At 51.5% G+C, this 21,770-nt stretch carries 16 protein-coding genes; 9 read left to right on the plus strand and 7 right to left on the minus strand.

The annotated features are described in order from the left end of the window. The first annotated feature begins 105 nt into the window (after positions 1 to 105). Positions 106 to 2,625: a DUF7824 domain-containing protein gene (locus CMUST_RS07265; protein WP_047261952.1), complete on the plus strand. Its 2,520-nt coding sequence runs from the start codon at positions 106 to 108 to the stop codon at positions 2,623 to 2,625. Here the strand turns inward: CMUST_RS07265 and pflA are convergent. The 4 genes from pflA to CMUST_RS07285 all read right to left on the minus strand — a co-directional run bounded on the left by pflA (position 2,622) and on the right by CMUST_RS07285 (position 7,437). After that, a complete protein-coding gene (gene pflA, locus CMUST_RS07270) occupies positions 2,622 to 3,494 on the minus strand; it encodes a pyruvate formate-lyase-activating protein (protein WP_047261953.1) in 873 nt (290 codons plus the stop codon). The genes CMUST_RS07265 and pflA overlap by 4 nt on opposite strands. A 115-nt stretch (positions 3,495 to 3,609) precedes the next feature. Beyond that, a complete protein-coding gene (gene grcA2 / locus CMUST_RS07275) occupies positions 3,610 to 3,861 on the minus strand; it encodes an autonomous glycyl radical cofactor GrcA2 (RefSeq protein WP_047261954.1) in 252 nt (83 codons plus the stop codon). 129 nt (positions 3,862 to 3,990) lie between these two features. Continuing rightward, entirely contained in the window at positions 3,991 to 6,081 is a 2,091-nt protein-coding gene (pflB, locus tag CMUST_RS07280; RefSeq protein WP_236690180.1) for a formate C-acetyltransferase, read from the minus strand. Between the two features lie 522 nt (positions 6,082 to 6,603). Further along, positions 6,604 to 7,437, minus strand: a complete 834-nt coding sequence (locus CMUST_RS07285; protein ID WP_047261956.1) for a class I SAM-dependent methyltransferase — start codon at positions 7,435 to 7,437, stop codon at positions 6,604 to 6,606. A gap of 169 nt (positions 7,438 to 7,606) precedes the next feature. Between CMUST_RS07285 and rpsA the strand changes: the two genes are divergently transcribed. The 3 genes from rpsA to CMUST_RS07300 all read left to right on the plus strand — a co-directional run bounded on the left by rpsA (position 7,607) and on the right by CMUST_RS07300 (position 10,101). After that, positions 7,607 to 9,067 (plus strand): 30S ribosomal protein S1, encoded by a 1,461-nt coding sequence (gene rpsA, locus CMUST_RS07290; RefSeq protein ID WP_047261957.1) that lies wholly within the window; start codon positions 7,607 to 7,609, stop codon positions 9,065 to 9,067. Positions 9,068 to 9,165: 98 nt separating this feature from the next. Continuing rightward, positions 9,166 to 9,507 carry a hypothetical protein gene (locus tag CMUST_RS07295; protein ID WP_047261958.1) on the plus strand — a complete coding sequence of 114 codons (342 nt, stop codon included), beginning with the start codon at positions 9,166 to 9,168 and terminating at the stop codon, positions 9,505 to 9,507. An 18-nt stretch (positions 9,508 to 9,525) separates the two neighbouring features. After that, entirely contained in the window at positions 9,526 to 10,101 is a 576-nt protein-coding gene (locus CMUST_RS07300) for a GNAT family N-acetyltransferase (RefSeq protein ID WP_047261959.1), read from the plus strand. A gap of 77 nt (positions 10,102 to 10,178) precedes the next feature. Here the strand turns inward: CMUST_RS07300 and CMUST_RS07305 are convergent, their stop codons facing one another. Continuing rightward, positions 10,179 to 10,877 (minus strand): hypothetical protein, encoded by a 699-nt coding sequence (locus tag CMUST_RS07305; protein WP_047261960.1) that lies wholly within the window; start codon positions 10,875 to 10,877, stop codon positions 10,179 to 10,181. Positions 10,878 to 11,037: 160 nt separating this feature from the next. Continuing rightward, positions 11,038 to 12,657 (minus strand): aspartate:alanine exchanger family transporter, encoded by a 1,620-nt coding sequence (locus CMUST_RS07310; protein ID WP_201779230.1) that lies wholly within the window; start codon positions 12,655 to 12,657, stop codon positions 11,038 to 11,040. Positions 12,658 to 13,395: 738 nt separating this feature from the next. Between CMUST_RS07310 and CMUST_RS07315 the strand changes: the two genes are divergently transcribed. The 5 genes from CMUST_RS07315 (at position 13,396) to CMUST_RS07335 (ending at position 19,274) form a co-directional block, all read left to right on the plus strand. Further along, positions 13,396 to 15,423, plus strand: coding sequence for a glucose PTS transporter subunit IIA (locus tag CMUST_RS07315; RefSeq protein ID WP_047261962.1), 2,028 nt, complete (start codon positions 13,396 to 13,398; stop codon positions 15,421 to 15,423). 87 nt (positions 15,424 to 15,510) lie between these two features. Beyond that, positions 15,511 to 16,116: a dephospho-CoA kinase gene (coaE, locus tag CMUST_RS07320; RefSeq protein WP_047261963.1), complete on the plus strand. Its 606-nt coding sequence runs from the start codon at positions 15,511 to 15,513 to the stop codon at positions 16,114 to 16,116. Between the two features lie 35 nt (positions 16,117 to 16,151). Next, the gene (gene uvrB, locus CMUST_RS07325; protein ID WP_047261964.1) at positions 16,152 to 18,239 is read left to right on the plus strand and encodes an excinuclease ABC subunit UvrB; all 2,088 of its coding nucleotides are present in this window, start codon (positions 16,152 to 16,154) and stop codon (positions 18,237 to 18,239) included. A gap of 84 nt (positions 18,240 to 18,323) precedes the next feature. Then, positions 18,324 to 18,773, plus strand: a complete 450-nt coding sequence (locus tag CMUST_RS07330) for a universal stress protein (RefSeq protein WP_047261965.1) — start codon at positions 18,324 to 18,326, stop codon at positions 18,771 to 18,773. 60 nt (positions 18,774 to 18,833) lie between these two features. Then, a complete protein-coding gene (locus CMUST_RS07335) occupies positions 18,834 to 19,274 on the plus strand; it encodes a universal stress protein (protein ID WP_047261966.1) in 441 nt (146 codons plus the stop codon). Between the two features lie 117 nt (positions 19,275 to 19,391). Here the strand turns inward: CMUST_RS07335 and CMUST_RS07340 are convergent, their stop codons facing one another. Continuing rightward, positions 19,392 to 21,626, minus strand: coding sequence for a HelD family protein (locus CMUST_RS07340; RefSeq protein WP_052844587.1), 2,235 nt, complete (start codon positions 21,624 to 21,626; stop codon positions 19,392 to 19,394). Positions 21,627 to 21,770 lie beyond the last annotated feature (144 nt).

Genomic DNA, 21,770 nt, shown 5'->3' on the forward strand with positions numbered 1-21,770 from the left:
TTTTTAATCTTAATGCAAAATTATGCAAAACTTCTCGGGAATGCTGGTATTAGTGGAATCTGGTCGAAAAACCGCATGCCGTACCAGTAGTCGAAAGAAACACTTGTGAAAATTAATCCGAAACTCGAAATCGCCGTTACAGTCTTTCGTAACCTTGGTTGGGATACCGCTGATCGTGCCGAAATGTGTTTCCTGCCGTTAGGAGATAAGGACCACCAAAAGGCGGCGTTAAGCGGGTTGAAATCAGGTGATCTCACGTACTGGAGCAACGGCGAATTGCGGCCAGTACCGCCACTGGCTGATATCGACCTAACGATGTTTCGCTGTTTTGCCATTCGGCTTGGGATATCCGCGAACCGCGCTCGAAATATTGTCACGCAATCTGACATGGAAGTGGTCGCAGCAGCTGTGGCCTGTCGGGACGACGATTTCGTGCGCTCATTTACCGAAACCGTGTGCAGGAAAACGAACCGTTTCGGCGAGCATAACGCCACATTCTATGGCGAGATTGCTGTCACCGCGATGTGCGTTAAGGAATTACCGCCGATTGAAAATTTTGAGTATCTCAAAGACTGGGCGGTTTTTGCTGGCCGAAGTTTAGGCGGTGCCACTGAACCCACGTTATTTCCGCCAGAAGCACAGGACATCCCAGAAGAAATACTCCTGCCAACTGCGATCGAGCACCTTGTGGCGGCGATCGAACACGGAGTTCGGGTATCCGGCCCGCTCGGTGCCGCGATTACTGGCATTATTGAACGCGGGTTGGTCCCGCCAGAAGGCCTCATCGGCGCTGCGATACGTGCGCTGGAAGCTAGCGTGCGGCCAAGCGATAGACGACGCTGGATCGAAATACTTACCAACTATCTTGGTTTCGAAGGCGAGACACTTTATCGCCATCGCGTGGATATATATCCGCTGATTGCCACCAGCGAATCGCTATTTGTCACTACTTTCGGCATACCGCTGCTTGCGAACACCTCGGACAGCGGCTTAACCGATGCTGAGCTTATCGACGTCGCACTAGGTTGTCTCTATTCATCAACCTTGGCCGCGCAACGTGGCACGGTGCAGGCCTTAAGGCGTCGACAAGCACCAAGCGTTGAGGTTAAAGCCGCACTGGCAGCCCGGCTTACGGAACTCGCACATTCAACAGACGATAAACTTGCCGACGCGGCGGGCACGCTCCTGAACGAATGGAATATCGAAGAGGAACGGCAACCAGCCGTTGCTAACTCCGAACCTACTGTGTGTTGCTGGCAACCAACTCCGCCGACATGGTCGCCAGCTCGATTTGAGAAAATCCCAGCAACCATAGAGTCGTTATCAGATCTGATTCGAACAATGAGAGGCCGAGCCAGCGAATCGGACTTATATTTCGGGCAGCTTCCCGATGATCTCATAACGGAACAACTCTCGTTAGCCATCTACGAGCTGGCTAAAAAATCGCCGACTGACCTTCAATCGTTGACACAGATGGTCGGCATCGAGCCGTGGTCAACCATCATTCGGGACTGGGAACGCGGCAAATTAAAAACGAACCTGGGTGTTAAACAATATTCCATTGGTGCCGCTCGACTCGCGGCACTGATGGCAACTGTCGAAGAAGACCTGCCTGCGGTTTTGTCGGAGCCATCTTATGGTGATCTTTCCATCGATGTAGATGATCTCATTGAGCGAATCCGCTGTTACCAAAAAGCCAACAGGCCCGTACAAGAATCCGATTTGGCGTTAGCGCTTGCCAGGTTGCGCGAGGTTGCACCTGACGATAACGCCGCGCGGGACAGCTTCATTGCTGAACGCGGAATCCAAGACTTGGACGTAGCCGTGCGCAGTAATTCTGGTGAAATAGTAGGGATAACCGCAGGCACGATCGTTGCCAAGTATCTTAAAGATCCGTTCACGGAGGAAACCGTGACAAGTAGCAAAGAGTGGGCGAATGGAAAAACCCCTGCCGTGGTCAGCGCACCGCTATCGCTTCGGCAGAAGCCGAATCGGCTGGTGAAAAACTGTAAGTTCGCGCCGGAACCGGGCACTTTTCCGACATGGCGGGACGTGACCGCGCGCGGCTTGGTATGGAAGGCGAAAGACTTGGGTGCGGCTGCGATATTGGCTGAGCAATTTGCGCGGTCATCTGAACCGCTGAGCCCTAGTACTGCGATAAACCTGCTCGGCTTGCTGCGGCCTGCCGCGCACCCCGCATCGGCGCGGGTAGCGGCGGCAGTCGATACCGCCTGGCACCGGGGACTGTTGCTACCAGGCGTTCCGGATTTCACGGCGCTGGATTGGGCGGAGCAGAAAACCCATCTCGCGTTGTTTGCTGCGGGGTTAGCAGGCTGTGCCGAAACCGGCATGTTGGCGCTGGTGTGGCCCGTGCTTGACGACGCCTTAAGCTATGCGGTCACACAGGCATCCGTGCCTAGCGGTACTGCAGAAATAGCGGAGGTCATGGCGCATTTTGCCCCCGATGTGCGAAGCGCGGTGGTACAAAAGATTGCACCACCGGAGTCGCTACTCGTACCAGGCCTGCGCGAATTAGCCACACGGAGCGGAAACAGTAAAGCCGTGAAATGGGCGAAAGCTGCGGTCGCGGAGCTTGACGCTGCCTGCGAACCGAAGCGGGATTAGTAAACGGTGAAACCCGCGTTAGCAAAAACGGCGCGAGTGCGCGCAACCGACTCGGCGGTGGGAGGGGCCACGTTTTCCAGGTTGTAGTGTATCCCCAATTGCTGCCACTTATCTTGGCCCATGTTGTGGAAGGGGAGCACCTCAATACGCTCGACACTTTCTTTCCACCGGGAGACGATATCGCACACCGCCTGGATATTTTCTTTCGAATCGGTTAGCCCGGGAACTAGGACAAACCGCACCCAAACCTTCTTACCCAGCGCATGAAGACGATCACCGAAATCAATCGTGGGTTGTAACTCTTGGCCAGTTACCTCTTTATACGTTTCCGGGATACCTGATTTAACGTCAAGCAAAACCAGATCAATTTTATCCAAATCGGTGTCAGACAAATGTGCCCCGAGGAAACCAGAAGTGTCGATTGTGGTATGAACTCCCGCATTATGAACAGCGTTTAGGATTTTTCGGGTGAATGCAATCTGAAACAGCGGTTCGCCGCCTGAGATGGTTAAACCGCCGCCGGAAGCCTGGAAAACCCGCTTATAGCGGAGGATTTTAGCGATGATATCCTCCACCTTTTCAATCGTGCCTTCCTTCATGGTCATGGTGTCAGGGTTGTGGCAGTATTGGCAACGCAGCGGACAACCGGAGAGAAACAATGTCATCCGAGTGCCGGGCCCATCAACTGCGGTGACGAGTTCCCAGGAATGAACCAGACCGATGTCGCCGGTACGGCGGGCGTCGAAAAGCTCTGGCCTACTAAGCTCCACTGCGATATCCGTGCCGTGGCCAAGGCCGCTTGCCGTGCCCCGCAATCGTGGCCCACTACTCGGTGCCACTGTAACTGATGCATTAACACCATCAACCATGAAACTTACCTCATATACTGCTTAGCGCTTAGAGCATACGGCCAGGGTGCCTTCTTAAAATGCACTATCCGTGTATCAAGAAAGCACCCCAATGGACTTCAGTCTGCAATAAACTTTAAGCGCCGTAGTGGAACGTACGGGAAATAACGTCTTTTTGCTGTTCCTTGGTGAGTTTGACAAAGTTAACGGCGTAACCAGAAACCCGAACCGTTAGATTCGGATAGTTTTCTGGGTGCTCCATGGCGTCTTCCAAAGTACCCCGATCAAGAACATTGATATTGGCGTGGTACAAGCCAGAACCCGCATTGTGCTCCGAACGGGCGGCTTTCATATCGGCGAGGCGTTCGTCAAAAGTCTTTGTGGACATTGGGTAGTTTTCTCCTTATGTGTAGTGGATTGAAATTTTGGCAAAAGGACGGCTGGCGGCTGCACAACAAGGTTGCTTCACCCGTTTTTCAAAGGTGGGGAAGCACCTCGTGCAAGCGATCACCGCAGATCATTGGCTAACTGAGCAGCAGTTTGGATCATCCATGATGAAACCAGCATCCAAAATTCCGACGAGATTGCCAATCTGCTCAGTCTTGGTGCGACCCAAACCGGATGGGGTAATGGTGTTTGTCAGCGAGATACCATCAAGGGCATCTTCATAGTCAAGTTTGCCCACCGACAACATTGAGGCGAGCATTCCGTGGGAATCCAAACCGTTTTCTGGGTTTGCGCCCGGGGCGAATGGGGTGCCAGCTTCGTGACCAGATGGGAACGCACCGGTTGCTTTGCCATACACGACGTTTGATGTGATAGTCAGAACTGACTGGGTCGGAATCGCATCCCGGTACATGGGGATTTCCTTGATCTTACTCATGATCGTGTGCACAATAGTCGCGGCGATGTCGTCCGCTCTATCGTCGTCATTGCCGTAAACCGGGAAATCACCTTCGGTGACGTAATCGACAACCAGGCCAGTTTCGTCCCGCACCGGGGTAACTTTCGCGTATTTGATTGCGGAAAGAGAGTCGGCCACGATGGAAAGCCCGGCAATGCCGCAGCCCATGGTGCGCACGATTTCGGAATCGTGGAGTGCCATTTCGATGGATTCGTAGGCGTAACGATCATGGCAATAGTGGATGATATTCAGCGCCTCAACATAGGTACCGACTACCCAATCCAGCATGTCTTCGTATTTCTGCCACACTTCATCGAAATCTAATGGCCCGTCGCCGGAAATAGGATCGTAGCCGTCAACTATCTGCTTGCCCGAGACCTCGTCGCGTCCACCATTGATTGCATAGAGCAAGGATTTTGCGGCATTGACGCGGGCGCCGAAAAATTGCATCTGCTTGCCCACCGCCATAGGGGATACGCAGCACGCGATTGCCGCATCGTCACCCCACCGGTCACGAATCTGTTCGTCTGATTCGTACTGGATAGAGGATGTTTCAATGGAGATAGCAGCGCAGAAATCTTTGTAGCCTTGCGGCAGTGCTGGGTCCCAGAAGATGGTGATATTCGGTTCTGGTGCAGGTCCTAGGTTCCGTAGCGTCTGGAGCAAACGGAAGCTGGTTTTGGTAACCATGGAACGGCCATCAGTACCGAAACCGGCATCGGACCAGGTTGCCCAATAAGGATCACCGGAGAAGATTTGGTCGTAGTCGATGGTGCGTAGGAACCTGACGATGCGTAGCTTTATGACCAACGCATCGATCATTTCCTGAGCATCTGTTTCAGTGATTCGACCTGCATTGAGATCGCGTTCAAAATAGATATCGAGGAATGCGGATAGCCGACCGATAGACATCGCCGCGCCGTCTTGGCTTTTTACAGATGCCAGGTATGCGAAGTAGGTCCATTGCACAGCTTCTTGTGCAGTTCGTGCCGGCTGGGAAATGTCGAAGCCGTAGGCTTGTGCCATTGTTTTCAGCTTCTTTAGCGCTTTGATCTGTTCGGCGTGTTCTTCCCTAAACCGTGCCCAGTGTTCGGTAAAAGGCTTGTCTGCGACGCTATCTTTAGCGGCTTCCTTTTCTTTAATAAGGAAGTCGACACCGTATAGGGCTACACGACGGTAGTCGCCAATGATACGTCCTCGCCCGTAGGCATCTGGGAGACCAGTGACGATATGTGCGGAGCGAGCGGCCCGAATTCGCGGGGTGTAGATGTCAAATACGGCTTCATTGTGGGTTTTGCGGTATTTGGTGAAGATTTCCTTGACGTGGGGGTTTGGTTCTAATCCGGCTTCTTTGATCGCCGTTTCCACCATGCGCCATCCGCCATTAGGCATCATTGCGCGCTTGAGTGGGGTGTCGGTTTGTAGCCCGACAATCACATCATCATCGGTGCTGATGTACCCGGCTGGGAATGCATCAATATCGGCTGGAGTTGTAGTGTCCACGTCGTACACGCGGCGTTCGCGTTCTACTGCGAGGAAGTTTTCTTCTAAGTGGTTCCAGACCCGAAGCGTCTTTTCGGTGGGGCCTGCTAAAAACGACTCGTCTCCGTTAAATGGTGTGTAGTTGAGTTGGATAAAGTCGCGGACATCGATGGTTTCTTGCCAGTTACCTGGGGTAAAACCCTCCCAAGCAGTGGTGCTCACGATAATAGTTCTACCTTTCTTAAGGAAAAGTACGCATGTTCTCTAATCAGCGATTGTGGGGCCTGCGGTCGTTCGTGCTTACCCTTGACTACACTTTTCGACGCCCCAAGTTTTCCAATTGCCACACCTTGTCAAGCCTTCTCGTTCGCTGTTGGCTACGAACTCAAACTTTGATGTGGTTGCGTCGCGCTTTAAAGCACCTGCATAACCGTGAGATTCGTTTTCAAGAATACACCCAATAACACTTAAAACAACATTTTCCACAGATTTGTCTGATGTCTAGTGCGGGAGGGAAAATTGTGTAATTAGCTAGCATAGCTGCATAAAGTTTTCAAACTGCCTTGCTATTGGCATTTTTTACCCATGTTTAGATTTGTGGCTTTTGTTCTACAATGTCCGATTGGAGGGGGTATTCGGGGGTTGCGGTTAGGTTGCATCGGTTAGAAGCCCTAAATTATGTCGCCGCGGTTTCTTTAACGTGAACAGAGTGGGTGCAAAGGTTGTCTTTTGAGCAATGCCCAGTCATCGTCGATTCGGGAGTAACTCGGCAAGGAAAATTGCGGTGCCTGGAAATATCTTGCCTCGAAGTGGTGACCACTGTCCCCAGATTTCGGTGAGATCATCGGGCCACTTGGGCTCTAAGACGTCGACAAGCTGAAACCCAGCCGCCGTCAACGCCCGTACATGGTCGCCGAAGCTGTGGTGATATTCGATATATGTTAATTCACCAGATTCTGAGTCCATCTCGTGGTAGTTGTCCTCGAAATAAGAGACCGCCGCGAGTAACCCGGCTTCGCCTGGGTCGTCGAGAAACACCCAGCGCATGGGATGGTTGGTGGCATAGATGAATCGACCACCAGGCCGTAAGCACCGTGCAACCGCGGTGAATAAGGAGGCGAGATTAGCGATGAACGGGATCGCGCCGAAAACGGAGAATACCTGATCGAACGAAGTGTCGGCGAAAGGTAAAAGGGTGGCGTCGGCCTGAATTAGGTGGAGGTTCGTTGGTTGATTGCGCTTTTCGACGTCTGGGGCTGCCCGAAGCATGTTCACGGAGATATCAAAAGCGAAGATATCAGCAGTGGCGAACTGGTGAGCTAGCCACCTAGCGCATGGCGCTGAACCGCATCCGATTTCTAGAATGCGTTGGTTAGCAACGTCGCCGAGTAACCGTGCATGTTCTTCGTTGAGCATTTCTGGGCACCAATAAAACCCAGATAGATAGTTTTTGTGTCGGTCATGGTAATCGAGCGCGTCGGCGTTCCAATGCGTTTGTTGGGCGCGTGCAGTTTCAGCTGCGGAAAAGTTCGTTGATTCTAGTTCCACAATGGGGGATTCTATTTGCTCTAGCTGCATAAATGGGGTAATGTTTCACGAGCGTGTCTGGGTTTTGAGTGCGTATCGTTTTAGTAGGAGAGCGATGAACGCGCTGAAAGCGGGATCATTATGGCCGCTGAGCAGCCATAATGAGAGAGGCGCATAACTGTCCACCAACGATTCCTACATATTTCGGAGCACTTAACATATGACCTCCAAGAACGTCCCTCAGGTAGCCATCAACGATATTGGCTCCGCTGAGGATTTCCTCGCAGCTGTCGACGCTACCATCAAGTACTTCAACGATGGTGACATCGTCGAGGGCACCGTGGTTAAGGTTGACCACGACGAGGTTCTGCTCGACATCGGATACAAGACCGAAGGTGTCATTCCGGTTCGCGAGCTTTCCATTAAGCACGACGTCGACCCAGATGAGGTCGTCGAAGTTGGCGATCAAATCGACGCTCTTGTTCTCACCAAAGAGGACAAAGAAGGCCGGTTGATTCTATCCAAGAAGCGTGCACAGTACGAACGTGCATGGGGCGCAATCGAAGAACTCAAGGAGAAGGACGAAGCCGTTACCGGTACCGTCATCGAAGTTGTCAAGGGTGGCCTCATCCTCGACATCGGTCTCCGTGGCTTCTTGCCAGCATCTCTGGTCGAGATGCGTCGCGTCCGTGACCTGGATCCATACATCGGTCAGCAGATCGAAGCAAAGATCATCGAGCTGGACAAGCAGCGCAACAACGTTGTTCTGTCCCGCCGCGCATGGCTTGAGCAGACCCAGTCCGAGGTTCGCTCCGAGTTCCTGCACCAGCTGCAGAAGGGCCAGGTTCGCAAGGGTGTCGTTTCCTCCATCGTCAACTTCGGTGCCTTCGTTGATCTCGGCGGCGTTGACGGATTGGTTCACGTTTCCGAACTGTCCTGGAAGCACATCGATCACCCATCTGAGGTTGTCACCGTCGGCGACGAGGTAACCGTTGAGGTTCTGGACGTTGATCTGGACCGCGAGCGCGTTTCCCTGTCTCTGAAGGCTACCCAGGAAGATCCATGGCGCGTCTTCGCACGCACCCACGCTGTTGGCCAAATCGTCCCAGGTAAGGTCACCAAGCTGGTTCCATTCGGTGCGTTCGTTCGCGTCGAAGAAGGCATCGAGGGTCTGGTCCACATCTCCGAGCTGGCTCAGCGCCACGTCGAGGTTCCAGATCAGGTTGTTGGTGTCAACGAAGAAGCTATGGTCAAAGTCATCGACATCGACCTCGAGCGTCGTCGGATTTCCCTCTCCCTCAAGCAGGCTGACGAGGACTACACCGAAGAGTTCGATCCATCCAAGTACGGTATGGCTGACTCCTACGACGAGCAGGGCAACTACATCTTCCCTGAGGGCTTCGACCCAGAAACCAACGAATGGCTCGAAGGCTTCGACGAGCAGCGTCAGGAATGGGAAGCTCGCTACGCTGAATCGGAGCGTCGCTTCAACCTGCACACCGCTCAGATCGAGCGTAACCGGATCGCAGCAGCTGAGGCTGCCGCAGCCGGTGAACCTGCTAACTACTCTTCCGAATCCGCTGAGGCAGCTCCGGCAGCAGCAGACGAGGCAGCAGAAAGCGGTTCCCTGGCTTCCGATGAGCAGCTCGCTGCACTGCGCGAGAAGCTCGCTGGCAACTAATCGCTAGTTAGTAATAACCCCTTCACCGACCTTTTTGGTTGGCGAAGGGGTTATGTGCGTTTTAAATAAAAGTGCAAATAGCTAAAAGAGGGAACCAGATGCACATCAACCGACAACAAATCGTTTCCGCCGCAGCGAATTGGGCGGCTCGTCCCGCCACGGCTTCTACAATAAATGCCTACCTTGGGGTGGAAATCGACCGAATTGGTGATGCACACTGGGGCGAAGCCGGAAAGAGTTATTTCGGAGTCGATGTGGCAGACCCATTATTGTGGGCGAACCGAATCATTGATCTTGGTGCGGGTGACTGGGCACTGACCGGAATACGTTACCGGGGATTAGAGGTGTCCCAACCGTTTATTGACATCATTGCCACCTCACTGACACCAGAGTCGTTTAGTTTTGACCACTGCACAGAAATTCTTCGGCAGTACGAGTAGTGCTTTAAGCCGCTTGCTATGCGTATCTTCACGCCGGTAGTTTGGCCGAATGCTGCCGTCGACCAATATGTGGTTTCTGCACCTATCGCAACAATAGCCAGCCATTTTAGCCCAACGCTCGAAAACGTACAGTTACGAGGAATGAGCGCTGATGAAGCAATAAAAGTTGAACGCAGCATTTATACGAAGTTGCGTGAGGTGAATCCTAGAATTTCCCGTAAGTTCCACCTTCTTACAGCTGACCAGATCTCACCAGGAATGGCTTGGAGCGTTAGCACAGACGGAGAACTCATTGGCATGGTTGCATGTGCGATCGATTCGCAGTTCGGAATTGATGGCATCGCCTTAACTAGTATCTGTCTTGTGCCGCAACACCACGGAAAGAAATTCGGTAAAGCAACACTGATTCATCTTGCCCGGGAGTTAGCTGATAGCGAGGCGTACAAAACCAAAGAACTCTGGGGACATATTGTGATGGATACAACCAAGTGTCTTTGGCTAATGCCCAGTCGGTTGGGCGAGAAATTGTCGGCGCATACGTCTGGAGCGAGTCCGTCTCACAGCTACAGTGATAAATTACTGATTGCGTGTTAACGCCGCGACGTCATTCGTCGTAAAGCGTCTTTGGCACGATGGTGCTATTAGCACGGGGTGAGAAAAGCTTTTGAAACTTACCACTGAGATATACAGCTGCGAAGAAAGTTGATCAGGTTCAATGACTGGGGTTTTGATAAAGTGCCGGTTAATCTCTGAAGCTGAAAATCATCAAGCGTTCCCGACCAAGAATCGTCATGAATAAGGTGACCAGTCTTGGTCCGGTGTAGCGTGATGTGGGCATCTGTGGGCGCACCAAAACTAACCGCACAGACATCACCCGGATCGGTTATTACCGCCTCACCGCCGATACGCATCAACCCGGAAATGGAAACGCCACCGGTGATAACGCTTGCGTCTGTAACCAGTGCGGAACCGGAGACCCAGGTCGAACCTGTGACCATAGCATTCCCGGAAACGCACGCCCGGCCAAAAACCTCAGCGCACTCCGCAACGTGCGCGGCACTGGTTACTATCGCTTGGTCATAAATATCGGCATTTCCGCTGATTATTGCCTGTTCTTTGACATGCGCGGCACCCCATACGGTTGCCTCATCGCGAACGATTGCCTGACCAGATACAACGGCATCGTCATACACCTTGGCCTCGTCCGCAATCCAGGCGCTTTCCTGGACGTTATAAGCCCGCGCCGCCCAACCACCCCGGTCGCCGCGTTTTACACCGTGCACCGGCAGATCCACTGCGGCATGTACCCGGTGCAACGTTGTGTCGTTGAAAATCAGGGTGTCGGTGGGGGAGAGGAGGATATGAGACATTGTTGTTAAAGTTGATAAGTCAAAGCAGAAAATAACACCTCGAGGGGCGATTAAAAGCATAAGCTGCTGCGTAAACGGTTGTTGAAATTGGCCGCCAGCGCGTACGCGAAGACCACGAGGCTTATCGTAGCAACTTACGACGACCGGTTGGGTTAAAAAATTAGAAAGTGAACAGCAAGAATAAGAGAACTTGGGCGCTCACGATTTTAGCCACCATCGCCATCGGATAAACCGAGGTATAACCCATGGACGGTAATTCATTCTTGGTGTGGTCTGAAACATACGTTAAGACTGCTGGGTGGGTTTGCAGACCTGAAATCATGCCAGCAACCTGACCAAACGGGATTTTCAGTACCTTGTACCCTATGATCAGAGTGAGCAAGCTGAAAACAACAGTGATGATCGCGCCAATGCCGATAATCAAAAGCGATTGCGGATCTTTCAGCGCCTCGCCGAATCCAGCACCAGCTGTCGTGCCAATCCCGGCGAGGAATAGTGTGATTCCCAATTGCCGAAGCGCGAGATTAGCACCGAACGGAATTTGCCATACGACTGGGCCGGTGCGCCCAATTGCCCCCAAGATGAGTGCGGCGATAAGTGGGCCACCCGCACTACCAAGCTTCAACGATGCGCCACCCGGCAATGGAATTGCAACCATACCGAGTAAAACACCGAGAGTCATGCCGACCAAAAGCGGAAGCAAGTTGATGTCTGAAATTCGCTTATAAGAATCGCCGAAAATCCGAGTGGCTTGGTCGATCCTATCGGTACTGGCCACCACCCGAACTCGGTCGCCTAATTGCAAGACGGTGTCAGGAGTCGCGACAAAATCCATATCCCCGCGGCGAACCCGGGTAACCAATATGCCGGGAAGACGCCCGCGCAGTCGCCGTAGCGGAATGCCTACTAACGACGTTGAAGAAACGAAGATACGTCGAAAATCTAACCGTTCATCATGGGTTGGATCACCGGGGAGGAACTCACCGATGTGTGCAGCTGCGCGTTCGAGTTCTTCCTCTGTTCCGACAACGGAAATGATATCTCCTGGATCTACATGGTCACCAGGCTCAGGTAGGAAAAGCTCGCCGCGATGCTCAATGCGAGAAATGATAATCTCCAAATCAAAGCGAAGAGGCATACTCGATACCGAGGGTAAACCCTCGTGCGTGACCCGAATCCGGCGGGTTTTTAACGGTTGAATGGCAACACCGGCATCTTCGGCTTCCTTATCGTGATCAATTTTGAAAACCTTGGATAAAAAAGCTACCGAGAGGATAACCCCCAAAACACCAAGCGGATAGCTGAGCGAGTACGCAACTACAGGTAGTTCTAGTGTTTTATCGTCCGCCTCGTTGATGAAAACCGGGAGGGAATCGACCACCGCAGCCATTGCAGGTGTATTGGTAAGTGCACCTGTAAATAAGCCAGCTGCTGAAGGATTATCGATACCGAACCACTTGACCAAACCAAACGAAACCGCCGTGATTGTTGCAATCATTCCAAGGCCAAAAAGATTGAGCCGAAGTCCACTTGTGCGCATTGATTCAAAAAATCCAGGAGCCGCTTCTAAACCGATGGTGTAGACGAATACTGAAAGCCCAAGGATATAAATGAGCGGTGGCAAAGTAATTTCGGGTTCGATTGTGGCAAACCCCAACCCTACAAAAAGCACTGCCGCCACACCGAGCCGGAAATTACCTATTCTGACTCGCCCAAGAAGCAACCCGAGCGACATAATCGTGATGAGAGCAAGAAGCTGATTTTCAACAAGGAGATGCACAGTCTCATGTTGGCACATATTTTATGGGGCTTCAATTGCTTAAACGTCGATTATTTGGCAATTGACGTGACGTACGAAAACCAGATTACTATCCTGCTGCGCGTCGTATAACCGCAGATATTGATTATTTTTGCCCCCAGAAAAGGGGCGAAAAACGTTACGCACAACTCATCTATTGCTACATAATTGTGTTATTCGTACATCTGAAATGGGGCACAGATGAGCTATTTTCAATAGCTTAAAACCTCTATTGTGTGATTAGTTACTCAACATAAACTGTTTCCAATTCCAGTGAGGCACCAAGGATAATGGTTTTTAGGACGGTGAGCTATATCCCAATTCCCCCTATTTGTGGGTTCTAACTCATTTAGGTGGCATATTTCACAGCGTGCTAGGTGCGCGTACTCGTTAGAAAAGTTCGCGCCTTACTCTAGGGCTAGCGACGCTGCTTCAGGTCGTATCGAAATCTGTTACATGCTGCGGAATTAGATCTTGTCCCCATGTTTTAGTCCAAAGCTTGGTGGGGTATTGGCTGAGGTCATCATGCAAATTAACCCAGAATTAGGTTTGTTTATTTGAGTTTTGCCCGAACTTAGTGTGTGAGATATTCCGCAAATGTGGGAAAGCGGTTATTTAGGTGTGGAGTTGGGTAGTTTCAACGGCTAAGCTGTGGGGTAAGTTCCGGTTTTGCTTCCGATTGTGAGTAAAACCCCACATTTCATTCTCGAAAGGGTTTTGATGGCGACTGTAAAACAGACATCAGAGTTCATTTTGGAGAAGGTCGGTGGTGCAGCAAATATTGCTTCCATGTCGCACTGTGCGACACGCCTCCGCTTCCAACTTCATGACCAATCTAAAGCGGATCAAGACGCGCTTGACAACAATACGGATGTTCTTGGTGTTGTTCCACAAGGAAGCACTGGACTTCAGGTTGTGATGGGCGGTGCAGTCGCCAACTACTACCAGGAACTCCTTCGGCTTCCTGGTATGGGCGAAAAAGAAGAAGGGGGCGCCAGCACCAAGAAGGAATATGGCGGTGTTCGCGGAAAGTATTCCAAGGTTGATTACTGCTTCGAGTTCCTCTCAGATACTTTCCGTCCAATTCTTTGGGCACTGCTTGGTGCATCGCTGATCATCACGCTTCTGGTGTTGGCTGATACTTTCGGCCTGCAGGATTTCCACGAAGATCTCGCGAATCAGCCAGCTGGTTACCAGCTCATGCACGCAATGTTCCGCTCGGTGTTCTACTTCCTGCCAATCATGATTGGTGCTACCGCTGCCCGTAAGCTTGGCGCCAACGAGTGGGTCGGTGCGGCTATCCCGGCTGCGCTTTTGACTCCAGAGTTTTTAGCTCTTGGTGAAAAGGGCGAAAAGGTCGACGTTTTCGGCCTGCCACTGGTTCTCAATGACTACGGCGGACAGGTATTCCCACCGCTGATCGCAGCAATTGCATTGTACTGGGTGGAAAAGGGACTTAAGAAGATTATTCCGAGTGCCGTCCAAATGGTATTCGTGCCGTTCTTCTCACTGCTTATCATGATTCCAGCAACGGCGTTCATCTTCGGCCCGTTCGGCATTGGTATTGGTGATGCGATTTCTACCTTCCTCTACAACGTCAATGACTTCTCGCCGTTTATTCTGGCGATCGTCGTTCCATGTCTCTACCCATTCCTGGTGCCACTGGGTCTGCACTGGCCACTCAACGCTATCATGGTTCAGAACCTCACTACCTTGGGATATGACTTCATCCAAGGCCCAATGGGTGCCTGGAACTTCGCCTGCTTCGGTGTTGTTACTGGTGTCATGATCCTTTCGATGAAGGAACGCAATACTCAAATGCGCCAGGTGTCGCTCGGTGGCATGATGGCTGGTTTGTTGGGCGGTATTTCCGAGCCTTCGCTCTACGGTGTTTTGCTCCGGTTTAAGAAGACCTACATGCGCTTACTACCAGGCTGCGTGGCTGGCGGTATTGTCATCGGTATCTTCGATGTTAAGGCGAAAGCATTCGTCTTTACCTCGTTGCTCACCATTCCAGCAATGGAACCAAAGGGTGGCTACGCTTTGGGTATCGCCGTAGCCTTCTTCACGTCGATGCTGCTGGTGCTCTTCTTCGATTACCGCGGCAAGGAAGAAAAAGAAGAAATCTTGGCACGGTTGGCTGCTGAACGTCAGACTCCAGTTGAGGCTGCCCCTGCGGTTGTGCCTTCTAGTGCAGCAAGTGCTGCAGCTCCAGTGGCTGGTGCCGCTGCGGCTGGAGGTACCGCAGTAGCTGTAGCAGAAGCACCTACCAAGATGGCGCTTGAAAAAGGCACTGTCACCGAAATTACCGCACCACTTGCTGGTGAAGCAGTTGCACTCAGTGATGTTCCAGATCCGATTTTCGCTACGGCGAAGTTGGGTAAGGGCATCGCCATTAAACCAACTGGCACCACTGTTGTTGCGCCAGCTGACGGTACTGTTATCGCAGTTCAGAAGTCGGGCCATGCTGTCGGACTCCGGTTGGATAACGGTGTGGAACTATTAATCCACGTTGGTATTGATACCGTCCAGCTCAATGGCGAAGGTTTCAAGGTTCATGTGGAGCGTAAGGAACATGTCAAGGCAGGTTCACCACTGATCACCTTTGAGCCTAAGTTCATTCAGTCCAAGGGCTATAACCTCATCACACCGGTATTGGTTACCAATACCTCGAAGTTCGCTAATGTTGAGGGATTCCCTGACGCAGCTGTAGACAATGCCTCGGTGGTAATTAAGACCACAGGCTAATTAATCTAACAGATCTAAGTTGAACCGGGTCGCTGAGTTATTAAATACTTAGCGACCCGGTTTGCCATTTCTAATACAGTGGTGGGCATGAAGATTATCGGATTGACCGGAGGGATCGGTTCCGGAAAAACTACGGTGGCTCATCTTATTCGGGAAGCTGGCATTCCCGTGGTAGACGCTGATCTTATTGCCCGGGAGATCGTGGAACCAGGGCAACCAGCTCTCGCAGAATTAGCAGAGCATTTTGGCGAAGACATCATTGGAGAAGACGGCAGCCTGAAACGTTCAGAGCTAGCCGCTAGGGCTTTTAAATCGAAAGAAAAAACAGCTGCCCTTAACCGGATAACGCATCCGCGGATTGAAGAAGTGACGCGACAGCGATTCGCGGAGTTAGAACGTAGCGGTGAGCCGTTGGTGGTGTGGGACATGCCATTACTTATTGAAAACGGACATCATAACGAGGTAGATGCGGTAATCGTCGTTGATGTTTCGGCAACAGAACGAGTTAATCGCCTGGTGAAGTTTCGAGGATTATCCCGCAAAGATGCCGAGCGGCGCATCGCTGCACAAATTGGCGACGACAAACGTCGAAAAGCTGCAACGTTCATCATTGACAACAACGGTGAGCAAGCCGCACTGGCACCCCAAGTTGCACAGGTGGTAGCCGAATTGCGCTCGCGGTGGCTGCAATGAAATTGTGTGACACTTCGGCGCTACTATGGTGAGTTATGAATGCGGCTTTAGAGCACGAAGAAAATGCGGTCAATCACCGGCCAGTCGGCGAGATCGAACGATCCAACGGAACGTTCGAAGTTGTTTCGGAGTTTTCACCTTCGGGAGACCAACCTGAAGCGATTCGCGAATTAGACGAACGGCTTAATCGCGGCGAACGCGACATCGTGTTATTGGGTGCAACCGGAACAGGTAAATCGGCTACCGCTGCGTGGTTGATTGAGAAGCAGCAGCGCCCAACGTTGGTGATGGCACCGAATAAGACACTTGCGGCACAGCTTGCGAATGAGCTTCGGCAACTACTGCCGAACAACGCGGTTGAGTATTTTGTGAGCTATTACGATTATTACCAACCCGAAGCCTATATTGCGCAAACTGATACATATATCGAAAAAGACTCGTCTATTAATGATGACGTGGAGCGGCTTCGGCACCGGGCCACCAGCTCTTTGCTATCGCGCCGCGACGTCGTGGTGGTGTCGTCGGTTTCTTGTATCTACGGCTTAGGCACCCCGCAGGAGTACTTAGACCGGTCAGTGTGGTTGCAAGTAGGGGAGGAAGTCGACCGCGACAAGTTCCTACGTTTGCTTGTCGACGTCCAATATGACCGCAACGACGTAGGATTTAGCCGTGGCACATTCCGCGTCAAAGGCGACACCGTGGACATCATTCCGGCATACGAGGAAGTAGCGGTGCGTGTGGAGTTTTTCGGTGATGAAATCGATGCGCTGTACTATATTCACCCGCTTACCGGTGATGTGCTAAACCAGGTAGATGAGCTACGAATTTTTCCAGCAACCCACTATGTGGCGGGTCCGGAACGGATGGCGCGCGCGATCGAAGATATCAAGGAAGAATTAGCTGAGCGCCTGGCAGATTTGGAAAATCGCGGCAAACTTTTGGAAGCGCAACGGCTGCGAATGCGTACCGAATATGACCTTGAAATGATCGAGCAGGTTGGCTTCTGCTCAGGCATTGAGAACTATTCCCGCCATTTAGACGGTCGTGCTGCGGGCACGGCACCTGCAACGTTATTGGACTATTTCCCGGAGGATTTTTTAACCATTATCGACGAATCCCACGTGACTGTTCCGCAGATTGGTGGCATGTTCGAAGGTGATATGTCCCGGAAACGCAATCTGGTGGAATTTGGATTTCGGTTGCCATCCGCGTTGGATAACCGGCCCCTTAGGTGGGAGGAATTCGAGCAGCGAGTGGGGCAAACTGTTTATCTGTCGGCCACCCCTGGAAACTATGAAATTGCTGCTGCGGGCGGCGAGTTTGTAGAGCAGGTGATTCGGCCCACTGGTCTGGTTGACCCTAAGGTAACTGTAAAACCCACCCATGGCCAGATCGATGATTTGATACATGAAATCCGGGAACGCACGCGTAAGAATGAACGGGTTCTGGTTACAACGCTGACGAAGAAAATGGCGGAAGACCTTACCGATTACCTTCTGGAAAGCGACATTAAAGTCAGATACCTACATTCAGATATTGATACTTTGCAGCGGGTGGAATTGCTGAGGCAACTACGACTTGGGGAATACGACGTTTTGGTTGGAATTAACCTTTTGCGTGAGGGACTTGATCTTCCGGAAGTATCCCTGGTAGCGATTCTTGATGCGGATAAAGAAGGATTTTTGCGGTCAACCACCTCGTTGATTCAGACGATCGGCCGTGCCGCGCGAAATGTTTCTGGCGAAGTCATAATGTATGCCGACAAAATCACTGATTCCATGCAACAAGCGATCGATGAAACTGAACGCAGGCGGGAAAAACAGCTTGCCTACAATAAAGAACACGGTATTGATCCTCAGCCACTGCGTAAAAAGATCGCAGACATTCTCGACCAGGTTGCAGACGCCCAGGGGAGTAGTTCCGCTGATGCTGACACTGCTTTGGTGGAAAAGCCCGATACCTCCAGCATGGCATCAAGCGAGGTTGAGAAGCTTATCGACGACCTGACCAAGCAGATGGGCGATGCCGCTCGCGAACTCAAATTCGAGTTAGCTGGTCGGCTGCGTGATGAAATCATTGACCTCAAGAAAGAATTACGCGGAATGAAAGAGGCAGGTATTTAGTCGCATGCTAGAAAAGTCTTAGGGATGAATTTGCTTTACAGTTACATCCAAATGGTTGCGTGCATAATACTTTAGGAGAAAACCATGATCTCATATTCACAGATAGTCGTAGGTACTGATGGCTCCGATTCCTCGCTGAAAGCGGTAAAAACTGCGGCTAGTTTAGCGCGGGTCTACGCGGCTGAATTGACCATAGTCTGTGCGTATTTCGGCGATTCAGATCCAATTACCGCGAAAGCGCATTCAGAGTTTCATGCCACTCCCATTTTCACGGAAGAAACCGCAACAGAAATCTTGGCCGAGGCGGCTCAAGCTGCCCAATCAGAAGGATTCGATGCTCCGAAAACGATTACTAAGTCTGGATCTGCAGCGGCAGTTCTGCTGCATGTAGCGGAAGAAATATCAGCAGATCTCTTGGTAGTCGGCAACAGGGGATTGGACTCACTTTTAGGAAGGTTGCTGGGTAATATCCCAGGTGAGGTATCTCGCAGAGCTGATATAGACGTGATGCTGGTTAACACGGCCGAAGCCTAACCTTGGTTTTTGTTACACTTACTTTTATTCCACCATTCACGAACTAAAGAAAAGGTTCTTATGAGCGATTATTCAACCATCGTTGTTGGTACTGACGGCTCCAAGTCTTCCATGCTTGCGGTTGAGCGGGCAGCCAAAATCGCGGCAGCTTTCGACGCAACGCTGGTAATCGGTTGCGCATATTATGAGACCAAAGAGGAAGCTTCTAAGACGCTGCGTCAAGACTCCGTTACTGTCTTGGGTACTGACCCAGCTCAAGAGAATTTGGATAAAGCAGCGGAGTTTGCAAAAACTGTTGGTGCCACCAAGATCGAAACCGCTGTCCGATCTGGAACTCCGGTCGAAGCGTTGATGGAAATCGTTAATGAAAACAAGGCTGATCTATTGGTTGTTGGTAACCGGGGTATTAACTCCTTGACAGGTCGGTTGCTTGGTTCCGTCCCGGCTGATGTCGCTCGACAATCAGATTGCGACGTAATGATCGTACATACTGTGAGCTAGTTTCGTGTTCTTCTCAAAATGCCTAGGCGGCAACCACGTGCTGTCTAGGCTTTTTGGTGCCAGTAGGAGGTAGCAGGTAGTTGATGAAAGACCATTATGGTTTTAATTAATCAAAAGTTAAAGGCTACCTACGATGGTCAGACTTTGGGTCGCACGAGTGAGCGCTACAAAGAGATCCTGATAACCTTGGGGCGAGTCAGCGATTATCTCCTGCGGTTCAACCACAATAACGTGATCAAATTCTAGGCCCTTGATATCACTGACACCGAATGTGCCCGTACACTTTTGGGAATCAGCGGTAATGATCGCCACCAGTCGACTGGGGTGAGCAGCGGTGAGAGCGTCGAAAAGCGCAATAACGTCAGTCCCAGATGGCTCGAAACGAACCTGATGCCCAGATTTTCGTAAACTGACACTCGGTGTAATCTCGGGCGCGAAAATCGCAAGGATCTTGTTTGCTACCGTCATAATTTCTTCGGGGGTGCGGTAGTTGACGGATAGCTGATGCGTTTTAAACCTATTGCCTACAAACGGCGCAAGAGTCTCCGACCAGCTGTCTACACCAGCTGGTGAACCTGTTTGCGCTGTGTCCCCAACAAGTGTCATCCACCGCGACGGTATCCGCCGCATAATCATGCGCCATTCCATCGGACTGAGTTCTTGTGCTTCATCAATAATTACATGTCCGTACGCCCACCGAAGATCGGCAGAAGCGCGCTGTGCTGTCGATCGGTGATCACGCACTTCGTGACGTCGAGCTAGCTCCTCAGCATCGACAACGTCAAAGGCCGATAAGATTTCGGCATCTGATTCATCATCTAAATCGGAGCTTGCCGACGAACTCAGCGTATCTAGGGCGTACTCGGCGTCTTCAATTTGTGCTTCCCAAGCTTCGGTAGAATCTGCTACGTCCGTGATCCCAATGATCTCAGCAAGCTCATCAAGTAAAGCAGCATCACTGGCGCTCCACGCGTTACCTTCGGTGCGCCACAGTGCGGACTGCGTCTCTTCATCGTAATCGAATGCTACCTCGGCGATAATGTCGCGATCGGAAAGAAGCTCTGAAAGGACATCGGTGGGGTTCAGCAGCGGCCAAAACTCCCGGATTACCTCAGCCACTGCAGGCTCAGCTGCTATATCGTCGTGAAGTTGGGCTTTGTCCCCAGCCGAAAGTAAATTCGTGCCACCAAGAGGGTCAGTGCCGATCTTATTTACCAAAAGATCAGTGATCTTTTCCACCAGTGCTTCCGCGAAAAGCGGTTGGGCTTCATTATGTGGACGACGGCCTCGACGAGCACGGGTACGGGCGGCTTTCACCATTCCAGGGGATATATCTAGGCTGATCCCGTCAATGGTGATAGGCAGACTATGATCTGGCAAGCGTTGATAGCGTTTAACGGCTCTATCCAAAACCGTCACCATTTCTTCAGAACCTTTAATCTCTCGGCTCAGCACTGAATCAGTGGCACTGGGAGTCACCCCCGGATAAAGTTCACCAACAGTCGATAGCACCACACCAGTTTCCCCAAGTTCGGGTAGAACCCGAGAAATATAATCCAAAAAAGTGCGGTTAGGGCCGATGATTAGCACGCCGGTGCGTGCTAATTTATCTCGCCAGGTATATAAAAGGTAGGCGACTCGGTGTAGCGCCACGGCGGTCTTACCTGTCCCTGGCCCGCCAACTACTACCATGACGCCACGGGTTTCATCACGAATGATTTCGTCTTGTTCCCGTTGAATAGTCTCAACGATCGATGACATAAAGCCCGTTCGAGCGGCAGACATGGCACGATGCAAAACCGACTCGCTCGCTACGCCAAGTGTCGCTTCGTGCGCTAACGACGACGAATCGACATCACCTGAAAGGATCTCGTCATCAATCCCGATAACTTTACGTCCAGTAGTGCGAATATGACGGCGGATTTCCACCCCCTCTGGTTTCGCCGTGGTGGCTAGGTAGAAAGGTCGCGCCAGAGGTGCACGCCAATCGAGAAGTAACGTTCGATAATCATCGTCCCGATCATCTAGCCCCATGCGCCCGATATATCGGCGGTCCATGTTTTGCCGCCCAGGCACTGGGTTATCGATAAAGTCGGGTTGGTCACATGCAACATCAATTCGTCCAAAAACCAACCCCAACTGAGCAAGATTCAGTTTGTCTATACGCTCGTTTAGGGCATGGTATTCAGTTTCCCGCTGAATTAATGCCTCCGCGTCAGGGTTTGCCGGGTCCACTCGTAATTGAACTTCCGCAAGTCGGCTTTGCGCCTCGGCTACTTCATCATCGAGTTTGGCAAATAGCCCGTCTACGTAGTGCTGTTCAAGCGAAATCTCTGAAGCGGAATCTGACACGCTGAACCTCCTTACGTCCCAGCAATCGTAAATAAAAGTAAAGCGTTAAGCATAGCAAAACCCACTTTCAGCGGCAGAACTGAACCACTGAAAGTGGGTTGACACAGACGCGTCGACTTATCCGGCTGAGAATTATAGAAACCG

It is taken from the genome of Corynebacterium mustelae, from assembly GCF_001020985.1.
In the GTDB taxonomy this organism is placed as follows: domain Bacteria; phylum Actinomycetota; class Actinomycetes; order Mycobacteriales; family Mycobacteriaceae; genus Corynebacterium; species Corynebacterium mustelae.

What these genes read in the sequence shown, in the direction of transcription:
- rpsA (WP_047261957.1), top strand. Translation starts at nt 7,607, where the DNA reads ATGACCTCCAAGAACGTCCCTCAGGTAGCCATCAACGATATTGGCTCC.
- CMUST_RS07335 (WP_047261966.1), top strand. Translation starts at nt 18,834, where the DNA reads ATGAGCGATTATTCAACCATCGTTGTTGGTACTGACGGCTCCAAGTCT.
- CMUST_RS07285 (WP_047261956.1), bottom strand. Translation starts at nt 7,437, where the DNA reads ATGCAGCTAGAGCAAATAGAATCCCCCATTGTGGAACTAGAATCAACG.
- CMUST_RS07330 (WP_047261965.1), top strand. Translation starts at nt 18,324, where the DNA reads ATGATCTCATATTCACAGATAGTCGTAGGTACTGATGGCTCCGATTCC.
- CMUST_RS07305 (WP_047261960.1), bottom strand. Translation starts at nt 10,877, where the DNA reads ATGTCTCATATCCTCCTCTCCCCCACCGACACCCTGATTTTCAACGAC.
- CMUST_RS07295 (WP_047261958.1), top strand. Translation starts at nt 9,166, where the DNA reads ATGCACATCAACCGACAACAAATCGTTTCCGCCGCAGCGAATTGGGCG.
- CMUST_RS07315 (WP_047261962.1), top strand. Translation starts at nt 13,396, where the DNA reads ATGGCGACTGTAAAACAGACATCAGAGTTCATTTTGGAGAAGGTCGGT.
- uvrB (WP_047261964.1), top strand. Translation starts at nt 16,152, where the DNA reads ATGAATGCGGCTTTAGAGCACGAAGAAAATGCGGTCAATCACCGGCCA.
- coaE (WP_047261963.1), top strand. Translation starts at nt 15,511, where the DNA reads ATGAAGATTATCGGATTGACCGGAGGGATCGGTTCCGGAAAAACTACG.
- pflA (WP_047261953.1), bottom strand. Translation starts at nt 3,494, where the DNA reads ATGGTTGATGGTGTTAATGCATCAGTTACAGTGGCACCGAGTAGTGGG.
- grcA2 (WP_047261954.1), bottom strand. Translation starts at nt 3,861, where the DNA reads ATGTCCACAAAGACTTTTGACGAACGCCTCGCCGATATGAAAGCCGCC.
- CMUST_RS07300 (WP_047261959.1), top strand. Translation starts at nt 9,526, where the DNA reads ATGCGTATCTTCACGCCGGTAGTTTGGCCGAATGCTGCCGTCGACCAA.